An 18004-nucleotide genomic window follows, 5' to 3' on the forward strand; every position below is an offset into this window, starting at 1 on the left:
AGCGTAGTGTTTTTCTGGGGTTGTGATTACTCACCCCATGAAAACCGTTGGAGCGGCTATCTTCAGCTTTTTTATAACTTTCCTATTCTTTAAAAATGCCAGTCAGCGGAAATGAGGCGATTTACACCCAATTCCTATGACCGGCACTACATTTCACCTTACATTTCCTGTTACTTCACACTGTATGATGCATCATTTATCATCAAAATCAATATTCTTCATTCTAAATGGTGTAATAATCAGTACAACAATCAGTACCAGTCCCATATAGCCAATCAGCGAATAAAATTTAGAGACTAAATCGGTAAAACCGACAAAGCTAAGTATAAAGCCTGCTACCAGGGTGATAGCTAATAATATATTAAATTTTTTCGTTTCTACTTTTGCAAACCTGGTAACAAACGCAAAGAACATACTAATTGCTGTGTTAAAAATCATTCCAAAAAGTACAAGTGCCATGATAATACCTAGCACTGGTGAAATATTATTTACAATCCCCAACATTGGCATCTCAAAATTTCCGACCTCTTCAATTTTAGCAAAAATCGCGAAATAACTAAGAAGAATTAATACACCCAGTCCCAGTCCGCCTACTAACCCGCCAATGGCTGCTGTTTTTCTATCTTTCACTGCTCCCCCCATAACAATGGACATCGCCGCGCCAACAGAAGTGTTAAAGGTAGCATAGTTTAAGCCTGCAACAAACCAATTTGGAAAATTCGGTCCATGGCTCTTTGCCGTACTATTTAATTCAGCTAAAGATCCATCCATTGTAAAAAAGCTGTAGATAGAGATAACGATAACAAATAAAATCAAAAACGGTGTAATACTGCTGATTACAGCAACCACTTTATCCACTTTCAGCATACCTGTCAGCAGTACCAATACTGTCATTAAAATCGCTCCTGCAACATGAGGCAGCCCAAACTGCTGATTCAGGTTCGCTCCAGCTCCAGCAATCATTACTACCCCTACGCCGAATAGCGTAAATACTAATACAGCATCTACTATTACCCCAATCAGGTTAATACGAGTGATTTTTTCAATGATTTTAAAATGGCTGATTTTATAGATAACATCATTATAAGAAGTTGTCTGTGCCTTGCTCCCTAACCAGACCAGCATCATTCCAACATATGCAAAAAACACTGTAGAAACAAATGCAGCCAGAATTCCCACTGTACCAAAGCTTGTAAAGTACTGCAGCACTTCCTGGCCGGATGCAAACCCGGCGCCTACGATCACCCCTATGAATGCGCTTGCAATTACAAAGATTTTCATTAGTTTTTTCATGTGCTTCCCCCTCTGTTCTTTTTATCTTATAAGTATCAGATGAAATCTTTTTGTGTATATACTAAAATGAAAGTATGTATATACTTATAACCAGTATATAAAAAAAGATTACTTATGGAAAATGATAGTCTATCCTACTAATAAAAAGCAAGTATACCAATTATTAAATTTATTCAAAATAATGCATTTTCTATTTAGACCATATCTTTATAAAGGGGTGTACTTTATGAACTCATCTCATATCGCAAAAAATAAAATAGCAACATTAAAGCAGCCTTTTTCATCTTTAGACGAGCTTGCCGATACAATCAGCGAGGTATTGTCATGTCCTATTACCATTGAGGATGCGAATCATTATGTTCTTGCATATAGTAAACATACCGAAAATATTGATGAAGCACGAATCGGCACCATCATGAATCGAAAAGTCCCTGATAAAGTTATTAACGGTTTATGGAAAAACGGAGCAATGCCCAAGCTGATTGATAGTAATCAGCCAGTCATTATTCCCGAAATCAAAGAAATTGGACTTGGAAACCGGATTGCTATATCCATCTGGAAGAAAAACGAAATTTTAGGTTTTATCTGGGCACATACAGGTGAAAATGAATATAGTAAGGATGATTTGGAAATTCTAAGTGAAGCTACCCGGCAGGTGAAAAAGTTTATCCTGCAGAAGCTGCCTGGCCGAAGAAATACAGAACAAGCTTATAAAGACTTTTTCTGGCAGCTGTTAACAGCAGATTTTGTCAGCGCCAGCACGATTCAATCCTACGAAAAACAATTTAATATAAAGCTGCAGGATGGCCTTGCTATCATTGTTTTTCATTTTGAAGATGCAATCACACCGCAGATTGAAAAGCACGCTTCCTACCTTTCAGAAACGGTCATGCAGGTGAATACGATTTTCCGTTTATTTGATGATCAAGATTTTATCTTATTGGTACGATTATGGAAGACGGATGATACATCCGATAAAATTTATCAGTTTATTGAGCAGTTTCAGGAAAAAATAAGCACACAGCTGCAATTGACCTCCATGCGCGGTGCAGGAAGCCAAATTTACGGTTCTGCAAAAGATATGACGAGGGCTTACGAGGAAGCGCTTCAGACAAATTCCCTGCAAAAGCAGTTTCCCGATGAACTGTCTTCTTGTTTTCTTTATGAAGACCTAGGCGTTTTTCAGTGGATAGACGTATTAAAAGAACATCGTCATAAGCGGCGTCATACAAATAAATACATTCAACGTCTGCAGCAATATGATCAGCGCCAGCAAAGTAATTTATTGTACACCTTAGAAAAATTTTTGGAGCATGACTCCAACGTACATCGTACAGCAAAAGAGTTGTTTATCCATCCAAATACCATGAATTATCGTTTAAAACGTATTCATGAAATTAGCAATCTTGATTTAAAAAATCCGCATCAGAAAGTAGCGGTTTATTTAGAGTTATTAGCTGACAAGCTGGAAAAATCCTAGGATTTGTGTAAATACACAAACGTTTTGGACTCAATTCATTTATTTTCATAATGAATTCTCACAAAGAAAGCGTTACCATTATAAGTATAAAATGATAAACAAAGGGGCGAATAACATGATTATTGGGGTACCTAGAGAGATAAAAAACAATGAAAACCGTGTTGCCATGACACCAGCCGGAGTAGTGAACCTTGTTCAATCCGGGCAAACGATTCTAATTGAAAAAGAAGCCGGTTTGGGAAGCGGCTTTACAGACGAAGAATACAAGCAGGCCGGAGCAGAGATTATCGCAGAGGCCTCGGAGGTATGGGAACGGTCTGATATGATAATGAAGGTAAAAGAACCGCTGGAATCAGAGTACCGTTATTTCCGGAAGGGGTTAGTATTATTCACCTATCTTCATTTAGCTGCTGATGCAAGATTAACGGAAGAGCTTGTCGCGAAAGAAGTTACAGCAATCGCCTATGAAACCATTGTTGTAGGTAACGCTCTCCCGCTTCTGACACCGATGAGTGAAGTCGCCGGACGTATGGCTACGCAGATTGGCGCCCAATATTTAGAGAAATCAGAAGGCGGCAAAGGCATTTTACTTGGCGGTATTCCCGGGGTCAAACGAGGAAAAGTAACGGTTATCGGCGGCGGTGTTGTTGGCACGAACGCAGCGCGCGTAGCAATTGGTCTTGGAGCGGACGTTACGATTATTGATTTAAACCCGCAGCGTCTTCGCGAATTAGAAGAAATTTTTGGTTCGAGCATTCAAACATTAATGTCAAACCCGCTAAATATTGAAGAAGCTGTCACAGATTCGGATCTCGTTATCGGGTCGGTATTGATTCCAGGCAGAAAAGCGCCAAAGCTTGTATCAGAAGAAATGATTCAAGCGATGCAGCCGGGCAGTGTCATTGTGGATGTAGCAATTGACCAGGGCGGTAACTTTGAAACCGTTGACCATCCTACTACACATCAAGATCCAATCTATGTCAAACATGACGTCCTTCATTATGCTGTTGCCAATATCCCGGGAGCTGTTCCACGCACTGCAACGGTCGGACTGACAAATGTAACCGTGCCATATGCAGTCAATATTGCGAAACAAGGCGTCGAGCATGCGATTCAAAATAGCGCTCCAATCGCCAGCGGTGTGAATGTAATGAATGGGCATGTAACAAATGAAGCAGTTGCCAATGATTTAAATTATGATTATGTTTCTGTACAGGACGCTTTAAAATAATACGTATTCCAAAGCCATTTCCTTGTTAAACCGAGGTGATGGCTTTTTCTTGGCTTCAGCTCCGTTAAAAGTCGTCGGAATCGTTATTTTTACGCCAGTCTGTTAAACTATTTCTATAAAGAATGGAGGGATTATTTTGCGTTTACAAAACCAAAAAGTTATCGCACTTGTTGATCATGACTTTGAAGATCTGGAACTATGGTATCCCGTTCACCGTCTGCGTGAAGAAGGCGCTCAGGTAGATTTAGTCGGACAAGCTGCCAATCAAAAATACATTGGAAAATACGGTGTTCCTGCTGAATCAGATTATGCCTTTTCCGAAGTGAATCCAGAAGACTATGATGCTATCCTGGTACCCGGCGGGTGGGCTCCAGATAAATTGCGTCGTTTCCCGGAGGTTATCAGGTTCGTTCAGCATATGAATGAGCAGAAAAAGCCTATTGGCCAAATTTGTCATGCCGGCTGGGTATTAATTTCTGCCAATATTTTAGAGGGTAAAACCGTAACCAGTACACCTGGAATCAAGGATGATATGACCAATGCCGGAGCGACATGGGTTGATGAACCGACTGTTTCGGACGGTCACCTTGTTTCAAGCAGAAGACCGCCTGATTTACCGGATTATCTCCGTGAACTGATTAAAGTGATGGAAGAATATCAGCGTTAAGGGAGTATACAAATGAAAATTGTTTCTATAGAACCGACACCGAGTCCGCATTCTATGAAAATCAATGTGAACGAGACGCTTCCTCCCGACGAAACGTATAATTACAGTAACAAGGACGATTTAGCTCAAGCTCCGGAGTATGTGCAGAAGCTTTTTGCTTTGGATGGGGTCAAAAACATCTATCGTGTCGTCGATTTTATTGCTTTGGCCCGAAATCCGAAGACACCCTGGGAGGAGCTTTTGCCAAAGGTCCGGAATGTATTGGGAACAAACGAAGCTTTTAACCAGGCCGATGAATTATCTGCTGATGCAGAAGCACTTTTGGAAACATTTGGCGAAATTCATGTTTTCATTCAAACATTTTTAGGGATTCCAATGCAGGTAAAGCTGGAAGAAGGAGATAAAGAGGAACGCTACGGACTGCCAGAGCGTTTTTCCAAAGCCGTAATGGAAGCCTCTCCCGCTTCTGAAAATGTCATCATGGACCGAAAATGGGAAGAACAGCACCCTCGCTACGGCAATATGGATGAAATCGGTCAGGATGTTATAGAAGAGTTAAAGGCAAGCTATAACCAGGAAAGACTGGATACCCTTGTGAAATTAGCTTTACAAACTGATGGAAATACAAGCAAAGCCACAAACTACTATCAGCATGTTCCGATTGAAAAACTGGATAACCCGGATTGGCGGGAACGTTATGCAGCACTGGATCGTCTGGATCCGACCTTGGACGATCTTGCCCTTTTAGAAAAAGCGATTCACGATGAAAAAGCATCAATCCGTCGTTTGGCCACTGCTTATTTAGGCATGCTGGAGGATAAAGCTGCTTTGCCATTGCTATATGAAGCTTTGGCTGATAAAGCCGTGAATGTCCGTCGAACAGCCGGTGACTGTATTTCAGACCTGGGCTTTACAGAGGCGATTCCAAACATGATTGAAACATTAAAGGACAAAAGCCGGATCGTCCGTTGGCGCGGAGCAATGTATTTATATGAGGCGGGCGATGAATCTGCTATTCCTGCTCTTGAAGAAGCATCTGCTGAGGAACCAGAGTTTGAAGTACGCATGCAAATACAACTAGCTTTAGAGCGTATTCAAGGCGGCGAAAAAGCAAAAGGCTCTGTCTGGCACCAAATGACGCAGGCAGCAAAATCAAAATAGGATGCTTTCACAGATGAATCTAAACTAATTCAGAGCTATGCTCTGGATTAGTTTTTTCATATCTAAATGGAACAGACGATACATATCATTAATATATATTCTTTTCTCCTGTAAGCTACACGCTTCACTGCTGATCGTTTTATATTTTTCTCTTTGCTGTAAAACATATATTTTCCATTTCAATTCCTTTACGTATAGAAAGCGTTTTCCTATAATAGTAGTATCGGAGTACTTGAAGGGGGACATAACGAATGGATACACAAGAAGGTACGCTGCTTTTTGAACCAAGTAAAACACAAGTGGAACAGGCAAATATTACTTCTTATCGTACTTGGTTACAAGAATATAAACATATCCAGACTAAAGATTACTATCATTTATGGAAATGGTCTGTGGAGGATCTCGATACATTCTGGGAATCTATTTGGGAATATTTCAATATCCAGTCGCACCAGCCTTATCAAACGGTGCGTTCCGGCAATCAAATCATCGGAACAAAATGGTTTCCCGAAGCAAGCCTCAATTACACAGAGCATGTATTCCGGAATAAAACATTAACAAGCCCTGCTATTATTCATACATCGGAAAATCGGGAGCTGCAGGAAATTTCTTGGGAGAAACTATATCAGGACACAGCTGCGCTTCAAAAAACATTGGAAAAGCAAGGAATTGAAAAGGGAGACAGGGTAGCCTGCTATGCGCCAAATATCTATGAAACGGTGGTTGCTTTCCTTGCAACGGCAAGCTTAGGAGCTATCTGGTCCAGCGCTTCTCCTGACTTTGGAACCCAGAGCGTGATGGAGCGTTTCCAGCAAATCGAGCCAAAGGCGATGATTACGGTCGATGGCTATACGTATAACGGCAAGAAATTTAATAGATTAGATGTAGTCAAGGAGCTGCAATCTGCGCTTCCTTCTTTAAAAACAACGATTACTATTCCTTACTTAAACAAGCAGGCAGATTTCGGTGACTGTATACAGCCGATTTCCTGGGATATTGCAACAGCGCATCAAGAAAAACTGGAAATGTCGTATACACCTGTTGCCTTTAACGATCCGCTCTGGATACTCTATTCCTCTGGAACAACCGGCAAACCGAAGCCTATTGTGCACAGTCAAGGCGGTATTCTATTGGAGCATTTGAAGGCTCTCCACCTGCACTTGGATTTAAGCCCCGGCTCCCGCTTCTTCTGGTTTACTACAACCGGCTGGATGATGTGGAATTTCCTTGTCGGCGGATTATTAACAGGCTCTACCATTATCTTGTATGACGGCAGCCCTGCTTATCCGGATAAACAGGTTTTATGGCGGCTTGCCGAGCGGACAAAAATGAATGTATTTGGCACAAGCGCCAGCTTTATCACAGCTTGTATGAACGATAATGTATCGCCGAAAAGCGAATTTGATCTATCTTCTTTAAGAAATATCAGTTCAACAGGCTCGCCGCTTTCTCCAGAAGGATTTCGATGGTGCTATACACATGTCAAAAATGATATCTGGGTTGCTTCGGCAAGCGGCGGGACGGATGTTTGCACCGCATTTTTACTCGGCTGCCCTATTCAGCCTGTTTATGCCGGAGAGATTCAGTGTGCAGGACTGGGAGCGAAAATTGAAAGCTTTGATGAAGACGGAAATTCGATTACAAATGAGATTGGCGAGCTTGTCTTGACCGCTCCATTTCCAAGCATGCCGATTTATTTCTGGAACGATGACTCCGGGCTGCGGATGTACCACAGCTATTTCGATACCTTCCCCGGCGTCTGGTGCCATGGAGACTATATCAAACTGACAAATCGAAATACAGCTATCATTTACGGCAGATCAGACGCAACAATCAATCGGGGCGGCATCCGAATTGGAACGAGTGAAATATATCGAGTCACGGATTATGTTACCGCTGTTGAAGACAGTTTAATGGTTGATTTACCAAAAGGAAACGGCGATTCGATTACCCCCTTATTTATTGTAATGAAAGACGGCGAAGCATTAAGCGAGACCATTAAACAGGAAATTAATCAGCAGCTGCGGACACATTGCTCCCCAAGGCATGTTCCGACCCATATTTATGAAGTAAAAGAACTTCCAAAAACTTTAAATGGAAAGAAAGTCGAAATTCCCGTTAAGAAAATCTTGATGGGTCAGGATGCAGAAGCCGTTATTAATCGAGGCTCTCTGATTAATCCGAATAGTCTCGACTATTTTATCGAATTAGCTAAGAACATCTAAAAAAAGCTGATGGAAGATAGCCGTTATTCTTCCATCAGCTTTTTCAACAAATACCTTATTTTTAAATCAAAGAGAGATTAATACAATAATCAATGGAATAAGCACGACTAACGAAATAATTGTTAAAATCCCCATAATCAGCAATAATTTTCCATACTTATTTAATAACTCATTCACATTGCCTGCTGTAAAATCGTCTGAAGCTATAATATTAGAAGCCTCTACGCCTGTTTGATAAAAGAGATAGCCAGTTATAATAGAAATAATACCAGAAAGAATCATGCTCGGATCAACCGTTAAAGTTAAAACAATCGAAATTGCCCCCATGATAATGGATGCCGCTCCAACAATTTTCCCCCATGTTGCAATTCTTTTTAAATGGTCTATATTTAAATAATCCATCAAATCGCCTCTCCTTAATAGTGACTTTATTACTATATTCACCTTTAATCGATTTATTAAACATTCTTCCAGTTCCGTTTATTTATGGATTTGTTTTATGATTACTTTATGTTTTAGATGAAAACGTGTGATTCCTGCCCTATGTTATACAAATCAAACTCTCTAAATAGAAAAATGCTGATGGCAGGATAAGCTCCCTTCCATCAGCATTCCTTCTCTTATTTAAAAACCGCTGTAGGAATCACGATGAAACTTTCCATACACCTGATGCAGGTATTTACCTGGAACAGCTTCTTCAATAACTGGAAAGATTTCTCTCTCCTCAAACCGGACATTTTTCTCTAACAGCTCCCCAAGCTGATTCATTTTTTCATATGGGGCCTCTCTGTTTTCACGTATCGCATAAACGAAACTGCGGATTTGCATGTGCTGATAAAGCATTTCTTTCATCAATTCGATTTCCGTTTTTTCAGCATAGACCTCATAAAGCGGCAGCAGAACCTCTTCCTCATCCCGGAAATGAAGGACGGCATCCTTTTCCCAATAGTCAATAAGACCTCTAATGGATTCGCCTAAGGATTTATCGGTCTTTTCTGTACCGGCCTGCTTTAATTCCATTGCTTGTACTAATGCATGATGATGGTGATGTGATAATGGCTTCAGTGCATCATGTCGCTGTTTTTTCACAATAACCCACCTCCGACACTGTCTGATAAACTTCTCCAGCTAAAAACAGGGAGAAGCGTCTTCTCCTCTAGTATAAACCAAACCCTGTCTGCAGATATACGATTTCAGCTTGATATAGCTTCTTTTTCATATAATAAGCTTCCTGAAACAAATGCAATCAAAGCCAGCAGCATAGAAGTCACCACAGAATGCATCCCAAACGGCTGCGGATAAAATGTTTCAAAAATAATATAACTGAGTACACCGGTGAGTATCGAAGCAATTGCTCCATGCTTGGTTCCCCTTCTCCAATAAAGCCCGAGGATAATCGGCCAGATAAAAGCAGCCTCCAACCCGCCCATGGAGAATAAATTCAGCCAGATAATCAAATCAGGCGGCTGAAGTGACATCAATACAACAATGATTCCTATTAACGCGGTAGCACCCATACTCCATTTGCGAATCGTCTTATCATTCGCATCAGGACGGATATAGTTTAGATAAACATCCTTTACAATCGTCGAGCTTACCATTAACAGCAGCGAGTTAACCGTCGTCATAATCGCCGCCATCGGAGCTGCTAGAACAATTCCGGCAACCCAGCCCGGTAAAACGGCTTGTGCTAATTCCGGCATCACGGTATCACCGATTTCGATACCGGGAAGTACAGTCCTTCCAAACACTCCAATTAAATGCATATTCAGCATAATAAAACCGACTACGAAGGTACTAATAATAATGCCTCGATGCAGCGCCTTTGTATTTTTATAAGACATCGCACGAACCGCAATCTGCGGTAAGGCAACAACCCCGACACCGACCAATATCCAGAAGGAGGAAACGTAAGCAGGGGTTAAACTTCCATCTGCACCGAATGGTGTAATCAAATTGGGATTCTCCACAGACAGATCATGCATAATCTGAGATACACCGCCTCCTGCTATAATTACGGCTATAAGTAAAATAAGTGTACCTATAAACATAATAATACCTTGGATACCATCTGTAATCGCTACTGCGCGAAAGCCGCCAACGACAACATATACTAAAACAGCTATTGAAAAAATACATAACGCCGTAAAATATGGAATCCCTGTCAAGGATTGAACCAGGCGTGCCCCGCCAATCCATTGTGCCGACATCGCCGAAAACAGGAAAATCAAAATACTGGCCGCAGAAAGAATCACAACCCATTTGGATTGGTATCTTTCCTTTAAAAAATCAACGATTGTAACGGCTTTATATTTTCTGGTGACAATCGCAAAACGCTTGCCGAGCACCATCAAGACAAAGTAACCCGTTGCCAGCTGTGTCATCGATAGCAGCACCCAGCCAAGCCCTTCATTATAGGCTGTTCCCGGGCCGCTCAAGAAGCTGCTCGCGCTTCCATAGGTTGTTACCAGTGTCATCGCCAAAATAAAGCCGCCAAGACTTCTGCCGCCCAGAAAATATTCCTGTAAAAACGAATCAGAGCGGCTGACAAATTTGCCAGCCCAAATTCCTATCATAAAAATAATCGCAATAAATATAAATAGTGGTAAAACAGCTTCCCAATTCATGGTTAAACTCCCTTGATCTCAAAATAAGACATACTTTGTTTATTCCTCTTCGGCTTCTAAAGACATATCTTTAAAAAAGAATTTAACAACAAATACCGTTAACAGCATCATCACGACAAATCCAAGAATGCAGCTGAAGAAAAACCAAGCCGGGAAACCAAATATGTACTGATAGGATTCTGGAGATTTGCTTCCAAGTCCATAAGCAAATCCAAACCACCAGATAAAATTAAAAATCACAAGCGCTACACCGGTCCAAGCTTCCCGGTTGGCAGTTTTGTAACGTTTATCCGTCCATTCTTTTCTCTTCATACTAAAAGCTCCTAACCATTCTGAAAAGATTATTTTCTTTCTTACTATAATCAAATTCCTATCAACTGTAAACTGGCAGCAATTTCAATTAGATCACAGACATAACAAATCCTTGTTCCACTTCCTATTATTTCATTACTAGTTTAAAGCATTGCTTCTGCCAACAGACGATAGGATTTTTTCTTTGCTTCAAAATCAAATGTATTATTAATGACCATAAACTCGTCCGTCTGGTATTTCTCCTGCAGTTCCAATAACTGTTGTTTCACTGTTTCCGGTGTACCGATAATACATCTTTCCCTGTTCTTTTGGATTATCTCTCTATCTTCTGCACTCAGTTTATCCATATCACGGTGAACAGCCTCGCTAGACGTTACTTTCGTTCCTAATCCTTTACTGACATTTAATAACCATTTATCCTGTGTCAGCGCATGCTCCTCCGCCTCTTCTTCTGTTTCTGCACAGACTATAAAAATACATACGATAGATTGCGGATTTTCCATACTGACAGATGGTGTAAAATTTTCCCGATACGTTTGGAGCGCCTTCACACCTTTTTCCGGATTGATAAAATGGCCAAAAATAAATCCTGTTCCCAGTTCTGCTGCATAGTTTGCACTTCGCGCGGATAACCCGAGTATCCAAAGCGGCGGTACCTGATTCACACGCGGAGTGGCCTTTACTAAACGAAAATCATGGTCCCGCGGGAGGGAATTATGCAAAAACCCCTGTAAATCAGCAGCCTGTCTCGGAAATTCAGCTAAACTCCGATTTTGATTATCTGTCAGCGCAGCCCTGGTCTGTGGAGAACCTCCCGGCGAATTTCCAATGCCAAGATCAATTCTATCAGGAAAAAACGCCGCTAATGTTTTGCCAATCTCAGCGACTTTATACGCACTGTACTGCGGCAGCAAAATACCGCCTGAGCCGACACGAATACGGCTTGTAACAGAAGCGATTCTCGTCATCACAATTTCTGGAGCAGAAATCGACAGCCCATTCGTATTATGATGCTCTGCCACCCAATAGCGGTGATACCCAAGCTCCTCCGTCCATTTTGCCAGCTCCAGCGTATGCTGTAATGCCGCTTCTGACGTTTCCCCCATGGAAATTGGAGATTGATCTAGTACACTTAATTTCATGTTAAACACGTTCCTTTTTCCAGTTTAAAAACTTCTACAAATAATTAAAAAGCAGAAATGTCTTCCATTCAACATTTCTGCTTTTTACCGCTGCTCCGCTATTCTATTTTCTCCTTTATCCGCATGGACAGCAGCACACCAAGCAATGCCGTCACAGCCATCATCATAAATGCATACGTCGTCCCCCAATAGGTTCCTGTCCGCTCCGGTGCATCCATGACAGCAGTCGTTACACTAATAACGGTTGTCAGAATCACCACGCCAAAAGCCATTCCCAATTGACGCACGGTATTAACAATCGCTGAATTATGAGCCATTTCCTTTTCATCCAATACATTGACACTGACAGAAACTAGCGGCATCAGCGACAAACCAAATCCGGTCATAAAAAAGCAGAAATAAATCATAATCAAAAATGGAGAGCTGTCGATGCTTAGCATTGTCATCAGTACTAAGGACACAAGCGTAAAAGCAAAACCGATAACAGCTAAAATCCTTCCGCCATACCGATCATATAAATTTCCCGAAATAACAGAGACAATACAAAGCAGAATCGTGCCTGGCACTAATAAAAATCCAGATAGAAAGGCGCTCGTTTCTAAGACGTTCTGCGCAAACATCGGCAAAATCGTCTCTGCCGATAATAAGAGCATCATATCCATAAATATAAGCACCACAGCCAACAGAAATGTGCGGTTCTGAAACAAACGCACATTCAGCACAGGCACGTCATCTGCTAATTGCCGCTGGATAAAAAGATATAAAAAAACAGCACTGATACAAAATGGCAAAATAACGAGATACAGGTCCATGCCGGCAACACTAATATTACTGATACTAATAATAAACAAAGAAAAAGCCCCTGCCGAAAGAATCACAGAGAGAATATCCAGCCTTGCTGCCTGTTTTTTCAATACATCCTTCATATAGAAAACCGCTAACAGCAAAAGTATCAGCACCAATGGCAGCATAAACCAATGAAGGATGCGCCAATGGAAAACATCAATAATCATCCCGGTCAAAGACGGCGCACTTGCCGGAGCGACATTAATGACGCCGCCCAGCAGTCCAAGTGCGAACCCTCTTCTTTCTTTCGGAAATACGGTAATTAAAATCGTTTGAATCACGGGCAATATGACGCCAGTTCCAACCGCCTGAATCGCTCTGGCAAGAATCAATTGGATAAAGCTTTGCGAAAAAGCGCCAACAATAAGACCGGCAGCCATGCAAAGCAATGCAAATACTAAAAGCGCTTTGGTTGAAAATCGGTTAGATAAATAGCCCGTCAACGGGATAAATACTATGGTTGTTAATAAATAAATCGTCGTCAGCCACTGTACTTCCGTGGCATTAATCTGAAATTCCCGCATAATCGCCGGGTAAGACGTAATCAATAGGAACTGGCAGAATGTTAATAAAAATCCTGTTGCCAGCGTAACAATAATAACCCCTTTGTTTTCTAATTTAGGCTGCATGGCTCCTCCTTATCCGTTGTGACGTTATATGTAATGCTTTAATTAAACTGCTTCACCATCAAATAATGCGGAATACCATCTTCTAAAAATTCATCTGACACCGTTTCATATCCCAATTTGTGATAAAATCCTTCCGCATGCGTCTGACCATGCAGCTTTGCGCGGGTTAATCCTTTTTGTAAAACAATCTCTTCTAAAGACTGCACAATTACCTTGCCAAGCCCATACTTACGATAAGGCTTTAAAATACAAATTCGTTCCAGCTTCCCGACTTCTTCTACCGCTCTCACTCTTCCTGTTCCTACAGGCTTGTTATCGTAATATACTAAAATATGATTGCAGTCCGCATCCAGCGAATCAAATGCATCAAACTCCTCGTCTTCGGACACTTCCTGCTCCTTTACGAAGATTTCTTTTCTAATCTCAAAAACCTTCTGTAAATCCTGTTCTTCTGTTACGATTTTATAAGTCACCTGAGTTTCCCCTCTCTGCCTCTGTTTGCATCCTGTTAAAAAATATGATTGCTACTATTGTAAAATAACTGACTATTGTTGTAAATGCAACAAATATAATAAGCTTGCTAAGTCTCTTAAAAAGCCTCCCAGCCTTATTTCGACTAAGAGACTTTACTATATTATTCCTCGTCTTCCACTCTATTAAAGATAGCTTCCGGAATCATTTCAAACCCTTCAATCACTGTGTTTTCTTCCACTTCAATCATTAAACAAAGCTTACCGTCAAGCGTTGTCTGGCGAAGATAGCGCAGATCCTGCGGACATACTTTAAGGTCAGCCACTTTTGTTTTGATTTTAATGGATTTAGACGTATACTTCGGAACTACACTGGTTGCTTTCAGCTCATACTTTTCATCATCAATAACCTTTTTAAAAGCAGACTCTACTTTATCCGGATCAATATCCTGTACACCGCTGCTTGTCAGCACCTTCTCTACATCCTTATAATCTAACATTGGCGCATCCGGCTCTTCATTTTCTTCCACCACACGCTGAATCTCATCATATACATTCGCCAATGTCGTCGTATTGATCTGCTCTCCTGCTACATCCTTAACAATTTCCTCAAACACGATTTTATCGTCCTCTGCGGTCATTGCTTCCTCCGCGTTCAGCACTTCCTCAATAAAATGATAATCGAGCTCATACGGTTTCGAAGCGGAATAAAGAACATGGTTCACATCCGCAGCCCCGCCGGTAAAAGCAGGGAATAAGAACCCGCCGATAGGCTGTTTTAAATTAATCACTGGATCCACCACAAAATGATATTTAAATTCCTTCTCCACATAATCAAAAAGCAGTTCTTTTTTCGGGTCCATTGTTTTGTTGATGCTGCATAAGATAAATGGACTGGAATACACTCTGTCCCTGCTGCTTTCCTCCGATTCTTCATTACTCCGCTTCGTAGGCTTTGCATACTCTCCATGGATAAACGTAATAACAATATCCATTTCATACTGTTTATCCTTCAGCATTTTTGCTACCAGCTCGAGCATCTGCTCCTTCCATTCCCCAGTATCATTTGAGAGCATTCCCTTATGAAGAATAAGCTGGCTGCTGTCTTCCACATCACGCTGGAATTTCAATTCAAACAATTTTTGATCCAGCTGCCCCGTCAGCACCTTCTTAAAATTCGCCATAAACAAATCTTTCTGTTCATCCTCCAGCATTTCAAACGGCGTACTTTCATAATGATAGATTTCACTCGATTCTTTCATGATATATACATTGAAAATATCCTGTATCTTTAATAAATCATTATTTACTTTGAATTGTTTTTTTATATCGGCAATATCTTTTTTATTCAAATTGGATTCTCCTCTGTTTCTTAATCGGCTTATCACTTTTTGCTGCCAGCTTTCAACAGCGTCTATCTATTTTATCACAAATCAATAGGAGGTTGTTCTTCTATTCATTCAAGATTTTAAGGAGTAAAGATTACAAATAAATAAGCCTTCTGATAACAGAAAGCTTATTCTTCTCGACCACTTTATTTACTTGTATTTTTAATAGTTACTTTTATGTAGATAGTTTAGAATTTCTTTTTTATAAGCAGTAAATTCATCTAAGTGATTCTCTATAACTGATTTCATCCTATCAAGATTCAACGATGATGGATAATGACGAACTGCACTATTTTTAAATTCTATTATTTCTCTTAACCGGATTACAGTCCTTTGACTAATTATATCTTCTTCCAGTAATCTATCAAAAGCATCCTCACTCGATTGCGGCAATCCTAATCTCTCATCAGAAACAATATGCATTGCCAGCTGGAGAGCTGCTTCACATGCCCTTTGGATATTCAGAATAATAGCGTCCTGCTTTGTGAAATCTTTTAAATTCTCTGTATTATCATTATAAACCTCTTTCACGCGGATAAGGCATCTTTCCATAATAGCTATCTTATTAAAAATAACGTCATTCGCCATACATAGAACCTCCTCTTTAAATTCTCCAATACGGATTGGTGTGCTTTATGTTATTTTTTCAGAAACAATGGACAAATTTGTCCCGTTAAAAAACAGGATGCAAATAGAACAAAAAAACTTGATGCAAGTCTGCGAAAAGTATATAATACTATTTGTTGATATATTTTCCACCTATTTTATATTTAACAATGGCAGTATAATTCAGATGTAAATACTTCAATCGTATTTAACCTCTCATACTTCATTAAAATATTTCGGGGCCTTGGTATAATGGGATTACGTTTGACTGGCAGTCAAATAATACGGGTTCGATTCCCGTAGGCTCCATCATTGGTTATACCAAAACACGCTTACTTATTCTAATTCAGAATGAGAAGCGTGTTTTTTACTGCACTACTTTATTCATACGTTTAATTTTATCAGCAATTTGTATGGGAAAATATTAAAAGTTTTATTCTCTAACTTTAAAAGTCAAAAACAAGATAGTACTTCTTTATTCTTACATGGTATCCCATTTGTTTTACAAATCAAATCCGATTCAGTACTATTAATTATCCACTTTAAAATAAACTCTCCAAATAAAGCACAATCTGTGGTAAAAAGTAGATTAAAAAAACAATTAAACCTATTATCGTTATTAAAAAAAGCCATATTTTTCTTACCCTCAACTGCACAAAAGCAGATACTATGACAAGTACATTAAAAATGGCGATAGCTGAAAACCAAATTCCATAGGATTTATCTGGTTCTGGGCTAGCAGGATTATATTTACCGCCTAAACCAATAATATATAAATTGAAATTAATAGCTACTATGTCACCCATAGATTTTGGTGAAGAGCCTTAAAAATTAATAATTTGATTTCATCCATTGCATAGAAATGAATCGTACTTAGATTTATACTATATATAAATACATAAATAAGGTTATAGAAAAATATCAACAGAAGTATAGTCCCGCTGTTGAGAAATGATAACTTTATGTGCAGTAGATACAATTTTAACTTTTAGGAAGCTCTTTTTTGTAGATTCCTTTTTGTGAAAAGGTTGCACATTTACTGCTTATCATTGTTAAACAATCATGCCCTTTTATGAAATAAACTTCATAATCTATTGCTTAAAATAAAATTACGATACAACCAACTTATAGCGTCTTTAAAATCATTAGCTATGTAATCAATGTTTACATCATTTAATTTATCGAAATGCTCATTTAGGGAAGACTTTCCAGCCCCAGTTTTAACAAGGATTTTAATACTTCCCACCTTTGCTGCGGCAACTATATTACTCCATCGGTCTCCTACAACGACACAGTTTTCAAGCGTCAATTCGTGTTTTTGCTGTGCTTCCATTAACATACCTGTATTCGGCTTTCTGCAGGAACACCCTTCGTCATGTCTATGCGGGCATATATATACATCATTGAAACCGAAACCTTTTAATTCCTGTACGAAATCCTGTCTTTTGGCTAAACCATTTGAAATTCCGGGTTGATTGGTAAATGAGAAAATTTTTATATTGTCTTGTTTTAATCTCTTGATTCCCTTCTCTACATATGGAAAAAGTTCAAATTCGCCTGGATAATGAACCGTGTCATCCCCGCCAATTGTTCCATCACGATCTAAAAAGATTGCTTCTATCCGTCTCATGCTCATTTCCCCTAAATTTAATATTTTATAACCAGTTATACTCCCGTTTAAGAATCCTTTACAATTAATTCTGTACATTCAGTTTACACTGAACTACTTATTTATGTAAGCCTAGCATCTGGTGATTAGCGGGTGTTATTTGCTAGTGAATAAGAGAATCAAATAATTTGAAATATAAAGCAATTGGAGAGCAGTTAAGTAATCCTCATTAGTTTGACATCTCAGGAATACAAGGGTTTTATGTTCCATATCAAATTTGTTATAGGCTAGTATTGTATACACAAACATGGAGTTTTT

The 18004-nt window shown here is 39.7% G+C and carries 16 protein-coding genes and 1 tRNA gene; 6 read left to right on the top strand and 11 right to left on the bottom strand.

The annotated features are described in order from the left end of the window. Positions 1–192 precede the first annotated feature (192 nt). Positions 193–1293: a YkvI family membrane protein gene (locus ACZSMY_RS20405; RefSeq protein ID WP_212928624.1), complete on the bottom strand. Its 1101-nt coding sequence runs from the start codon at positions 1291–1293 to the stop codon at positions 193–195. Between the two features lie 226 nt (positions 1294–1519). On the opposite strand from ACZSMY_RS20405, the gene ACZSMY_RS20410 reads away from it, so the two are divergent. The 5 genes from ACZSMY_RS20410 to ACZSMY_RS20430 all read left to right on the top strand — a co-directional run bounded on the left by ACZSMY_RS20410 (position 1520) and on the right by ACZSMY_RS20430 (position 8057). Beyond that, a complete protein-coding gene (locus ACZSMY_RS20410; RefSeq protein WP_193063959.1) occupies positions 1520–2773 on the top strand; it encodes a PucR family transcriptional regulator in 1254 nt (417 codons plus the stop codon). Between the two features lie 115 nt (positions 2774–2888). Beyond that, positions 2889–4004 carry an alanine dehydrogenase gene (gene ald, locus ACZSMY_RS20415; protein ID WP_212928623.1) on the top strand — a complete coding sequence of 372 codons (1116 nt, stop codon included), beginning with the start codon at positions 2889–2891 and terminating at the stop codon, positions 4002–4004. Between the two features lie 136 nt (positions 4005–4140). Beyond that, entirely contained in the window at positions 4141–4671 is a 531-nt protein-coding gene (locus ACZSMY_RS20420) for a type 1 glutamine amidotransferase domain-containing protein (RefSeq protein WP_465148252.1), read from the top strand. 12 nt (positions 4672–4683) lie between these two features. Further along, positions 4684–5832, top strand: a complete 1149-nt coding sequence (locus ACZSMY_RS20425; protein WP_212928622.1) for a conserved virulence factor C family protein — start codon at positions 4684–4686, stop codon at positions 5830–5832. A gap of 251 nt (positions 5833–6083) precedes the next feature. After that, positions 6084–8057, top strand: a complete 1974-nt coding sequence (locus ACZSMY_RS20430) for an acetoacetate--CoA ligase (RefSeq protein ID WP_465148253.1) — start codon at positions 6084–6086, stop codon at positions 8055–8057. Positions 8058–8123: 66 nt separating this feature from the next. Here the strand turns inward: ACZSMY_RS20430 and ACZSMY_RS20435 are convergent, their stop codons facing one another. From ACZSMY_RS20435 to hepT, 9 genes are all read right to left on the bottom strand, one after another. Continuing rightward, positions 8124–8459: a DUF5362 family protein gene (locus ACZSMY_RS20435; protein ID WP_193063964.1), complete on the bottom strand. Its 336-nt coding sequence runs from the start codon at positions 8457–8459 to the stop codon at positions 8124–8126. Between the two features lie 222 nt (positions 8460–8681). After that, a complete protein-coding gene (locus tag ACZSMY_RS20440; RefSeq protein ID WP_042532148.1) occupies positions 8682–9146 on the bottom strand; it encodes a hemerythrin domain-containing protein in 465 nt (154 codons plus the stop codon). Positions 9147–9250: 104 nt separating this feature from the next. After that, complete coding sequence (panF, locus tag ACZSMY_RS20445; RefSeq protein WP_212928620.1) at positions 9251–10684, bottom strand: sodium/pantothenate symporter; 1434 nt, start codon at positions 10682–10684, stop codon at positions 9251–9253. Positions 10685–10723: 39 nt separating this feature from the next. Next, positions 10724–10996: a YhdT family protein gene (locus ACZSMY_RS20450; protein WP_042532144.1), complete on the bottom strand. Its 273-nt coding sequence runs from the start codon at positions 10994–10996 to the stop codon at positions 10724–10726. Between the two features lie 143 nt (positions 10997–11139). Beyond that, positions 11140–12138, bottom strand: coding sequence for an LLM class flavin-dependent oxidoreductase (locus ACZSMY_RS20455; RefSeq protein WP_212928619.1), 999 nt, complete (start codon positions 12136–12138; stop codon positions 11140–11142). Positions 12139–12236: 98 nt separating this feature from the next. After that, on the bottom strand, positions 12237–13613 hold the full coding sequence (locus ACZSMY_RS20460; protein ID WP_212928618.1) for a DHA2 family efflux MFS transporter permease subunit: 1377 nt from the start codon (positions 13611–13613) through the stop codon (positions 12237–12239). A gap of 38 nt (positions 13614–13651) precedes the next feature. Beyond that, a complete protein-coding gene (locus ACZSMY_RS20465; RefSeq protein ID WP_212928617.1) occupies positions 13652–14086 on the bottom strand; it encodes a GNAT family N-acetyltransferase in 435 nt (144 codons plus the stop codon). Positions 14087–14247: 161 nt separating this feature from the next. After that, entirely contained in the window at positions 14248–15435 is a 1188-nt protein-coding gene (locus tag ACZSMY_RS20470) for a DUF4317 domain-containing protein (RefSeq protein WP_042532137.1), read from the bottom strand. Between the two features lie 198 nt (positions 15436–15633). Then, entirely contained in the window at positions 15634–16059 is a 426-nt protein-coding gene (gene hepT / locus ACZSMY_RS20475) for a type VII toxin-antitoxin system HepT family RNase toxin (RefSeq protein ID WP_042532135.1), read from the bottom strand. Positions 16060–16315: 256 nt separating this feature from the next. Between hepT and ACZSMY_RS20480 the strand changes: the two genes are divergently transcribed. Next, positions 16316–16386: transfer RNA gene (locus ACZSMY_RS20480), tRNA-Ala, on the top strand. A gap of 775 nt (positions 16387–17161) precedes the next feature. On the opposite strand, the gene ACZSMY_RS20485 is transcribed toward ACZSMY_RS20480, so the two are convergent. Further along, positions 17162–17707: an HAD-IIIA family hydrolase gene (locus tag ACZSMY_RS20485; protein WP_465148254.1), complete on the bottom strand. Its 546-nt coding sequence runs from the start codon at positions 17705–17707 to the stop codon at positions 17162–17164. Between the last annotated feature and the right edge of the window lie 297 nt (positions 17708–18004).

The organism is Oceanobacillus sp. B139/18, from assembly GCF_055524595.1.

Bases quoted from the DNA above. Each gene is read 5' to 3' on its own strand.
- ACZSMY_RS20430 (WP_465148253.1), top strand. From the start codon at position 6,084: ATGGATACACAAGAAGGTACGCTGCTTTTTGAACCAAGTAAAACACAA.
- ACZSMY_RS20450 (WP_042532144.1), bottom strand. From the start codon at position 10,996: ATGAAGAGAAAAGAATGGACGGATAAACGTTACAAAACTGCCAACCGG.
- ACZSMY_RS20435 (WP_193063964.1), bottom strand. From the start codon at position 8,459: ATGGATTATTTAAATATAGACCATTTAAAAAGAATTGCAACATGGGGG.
- ACZSMY_RS20405 (WP_212928624.1), bottom strand. From the start codon at position 1,293: ATGAAAAAACTAATGAAAATCTTTGTAATTGCAAGCGCATTCATAGGG.
- panF (WP_212928620.1), bottom strand. From the start codon at position 10,684: ATGAATTGGGAAGCTGTTTTACCACTATTTATATTTATTGCGATTATT.
- ACZSMY_RS20425 (WP_212928622.1), top strand. From the start codon at position 4,684: ATGAAAATTGTTTCTATAGAACCGACACCGAGTCCGCATTCTATGAAA.
- ACZSMY_RS20485 (WP_465148254.1), bottom strand. From the start codon at position 17,707: ATGAGACGGATAGAAGCAATCTTTTTAGATCGTGATGGAACAATTGGC.
- hepT (WP_042532135.1), bottom strand. From the start codon at position 16,059: ATGGCGAATGACGTTATTTTTAATAAGATAGCTATTATGGAAAGATGC.
- ald (WP_212928623.1), top strand. From the start codon at position 2,889: ATGATTATTGGGGTACCTAGAGAGATAAAAAACAATGAAAACCGTGTT.
- ACZSMY_RS20460 (WP_212928618.1), bottom strand. From the start codon at position 13,613: ATGCAGCCTAAATTAGAAAACAAAGGGGTTATTATTGTTACGCTGGCA.
- ACZSMY_RS20455 (WP_212928619.1), bottom strand. From the start codon at position 12,138: ATGAAATTAAGTGTACTAGATCAATCTCCAATTTCCATGGGGGAAACG.
- ACZSMY_RS20410 (WP_193063959.1), top strand. From the start codon at position 1,520: ATGAACTCATCTCATATCGCAAAAAATAAAATAGCAACATTAAAGCAG.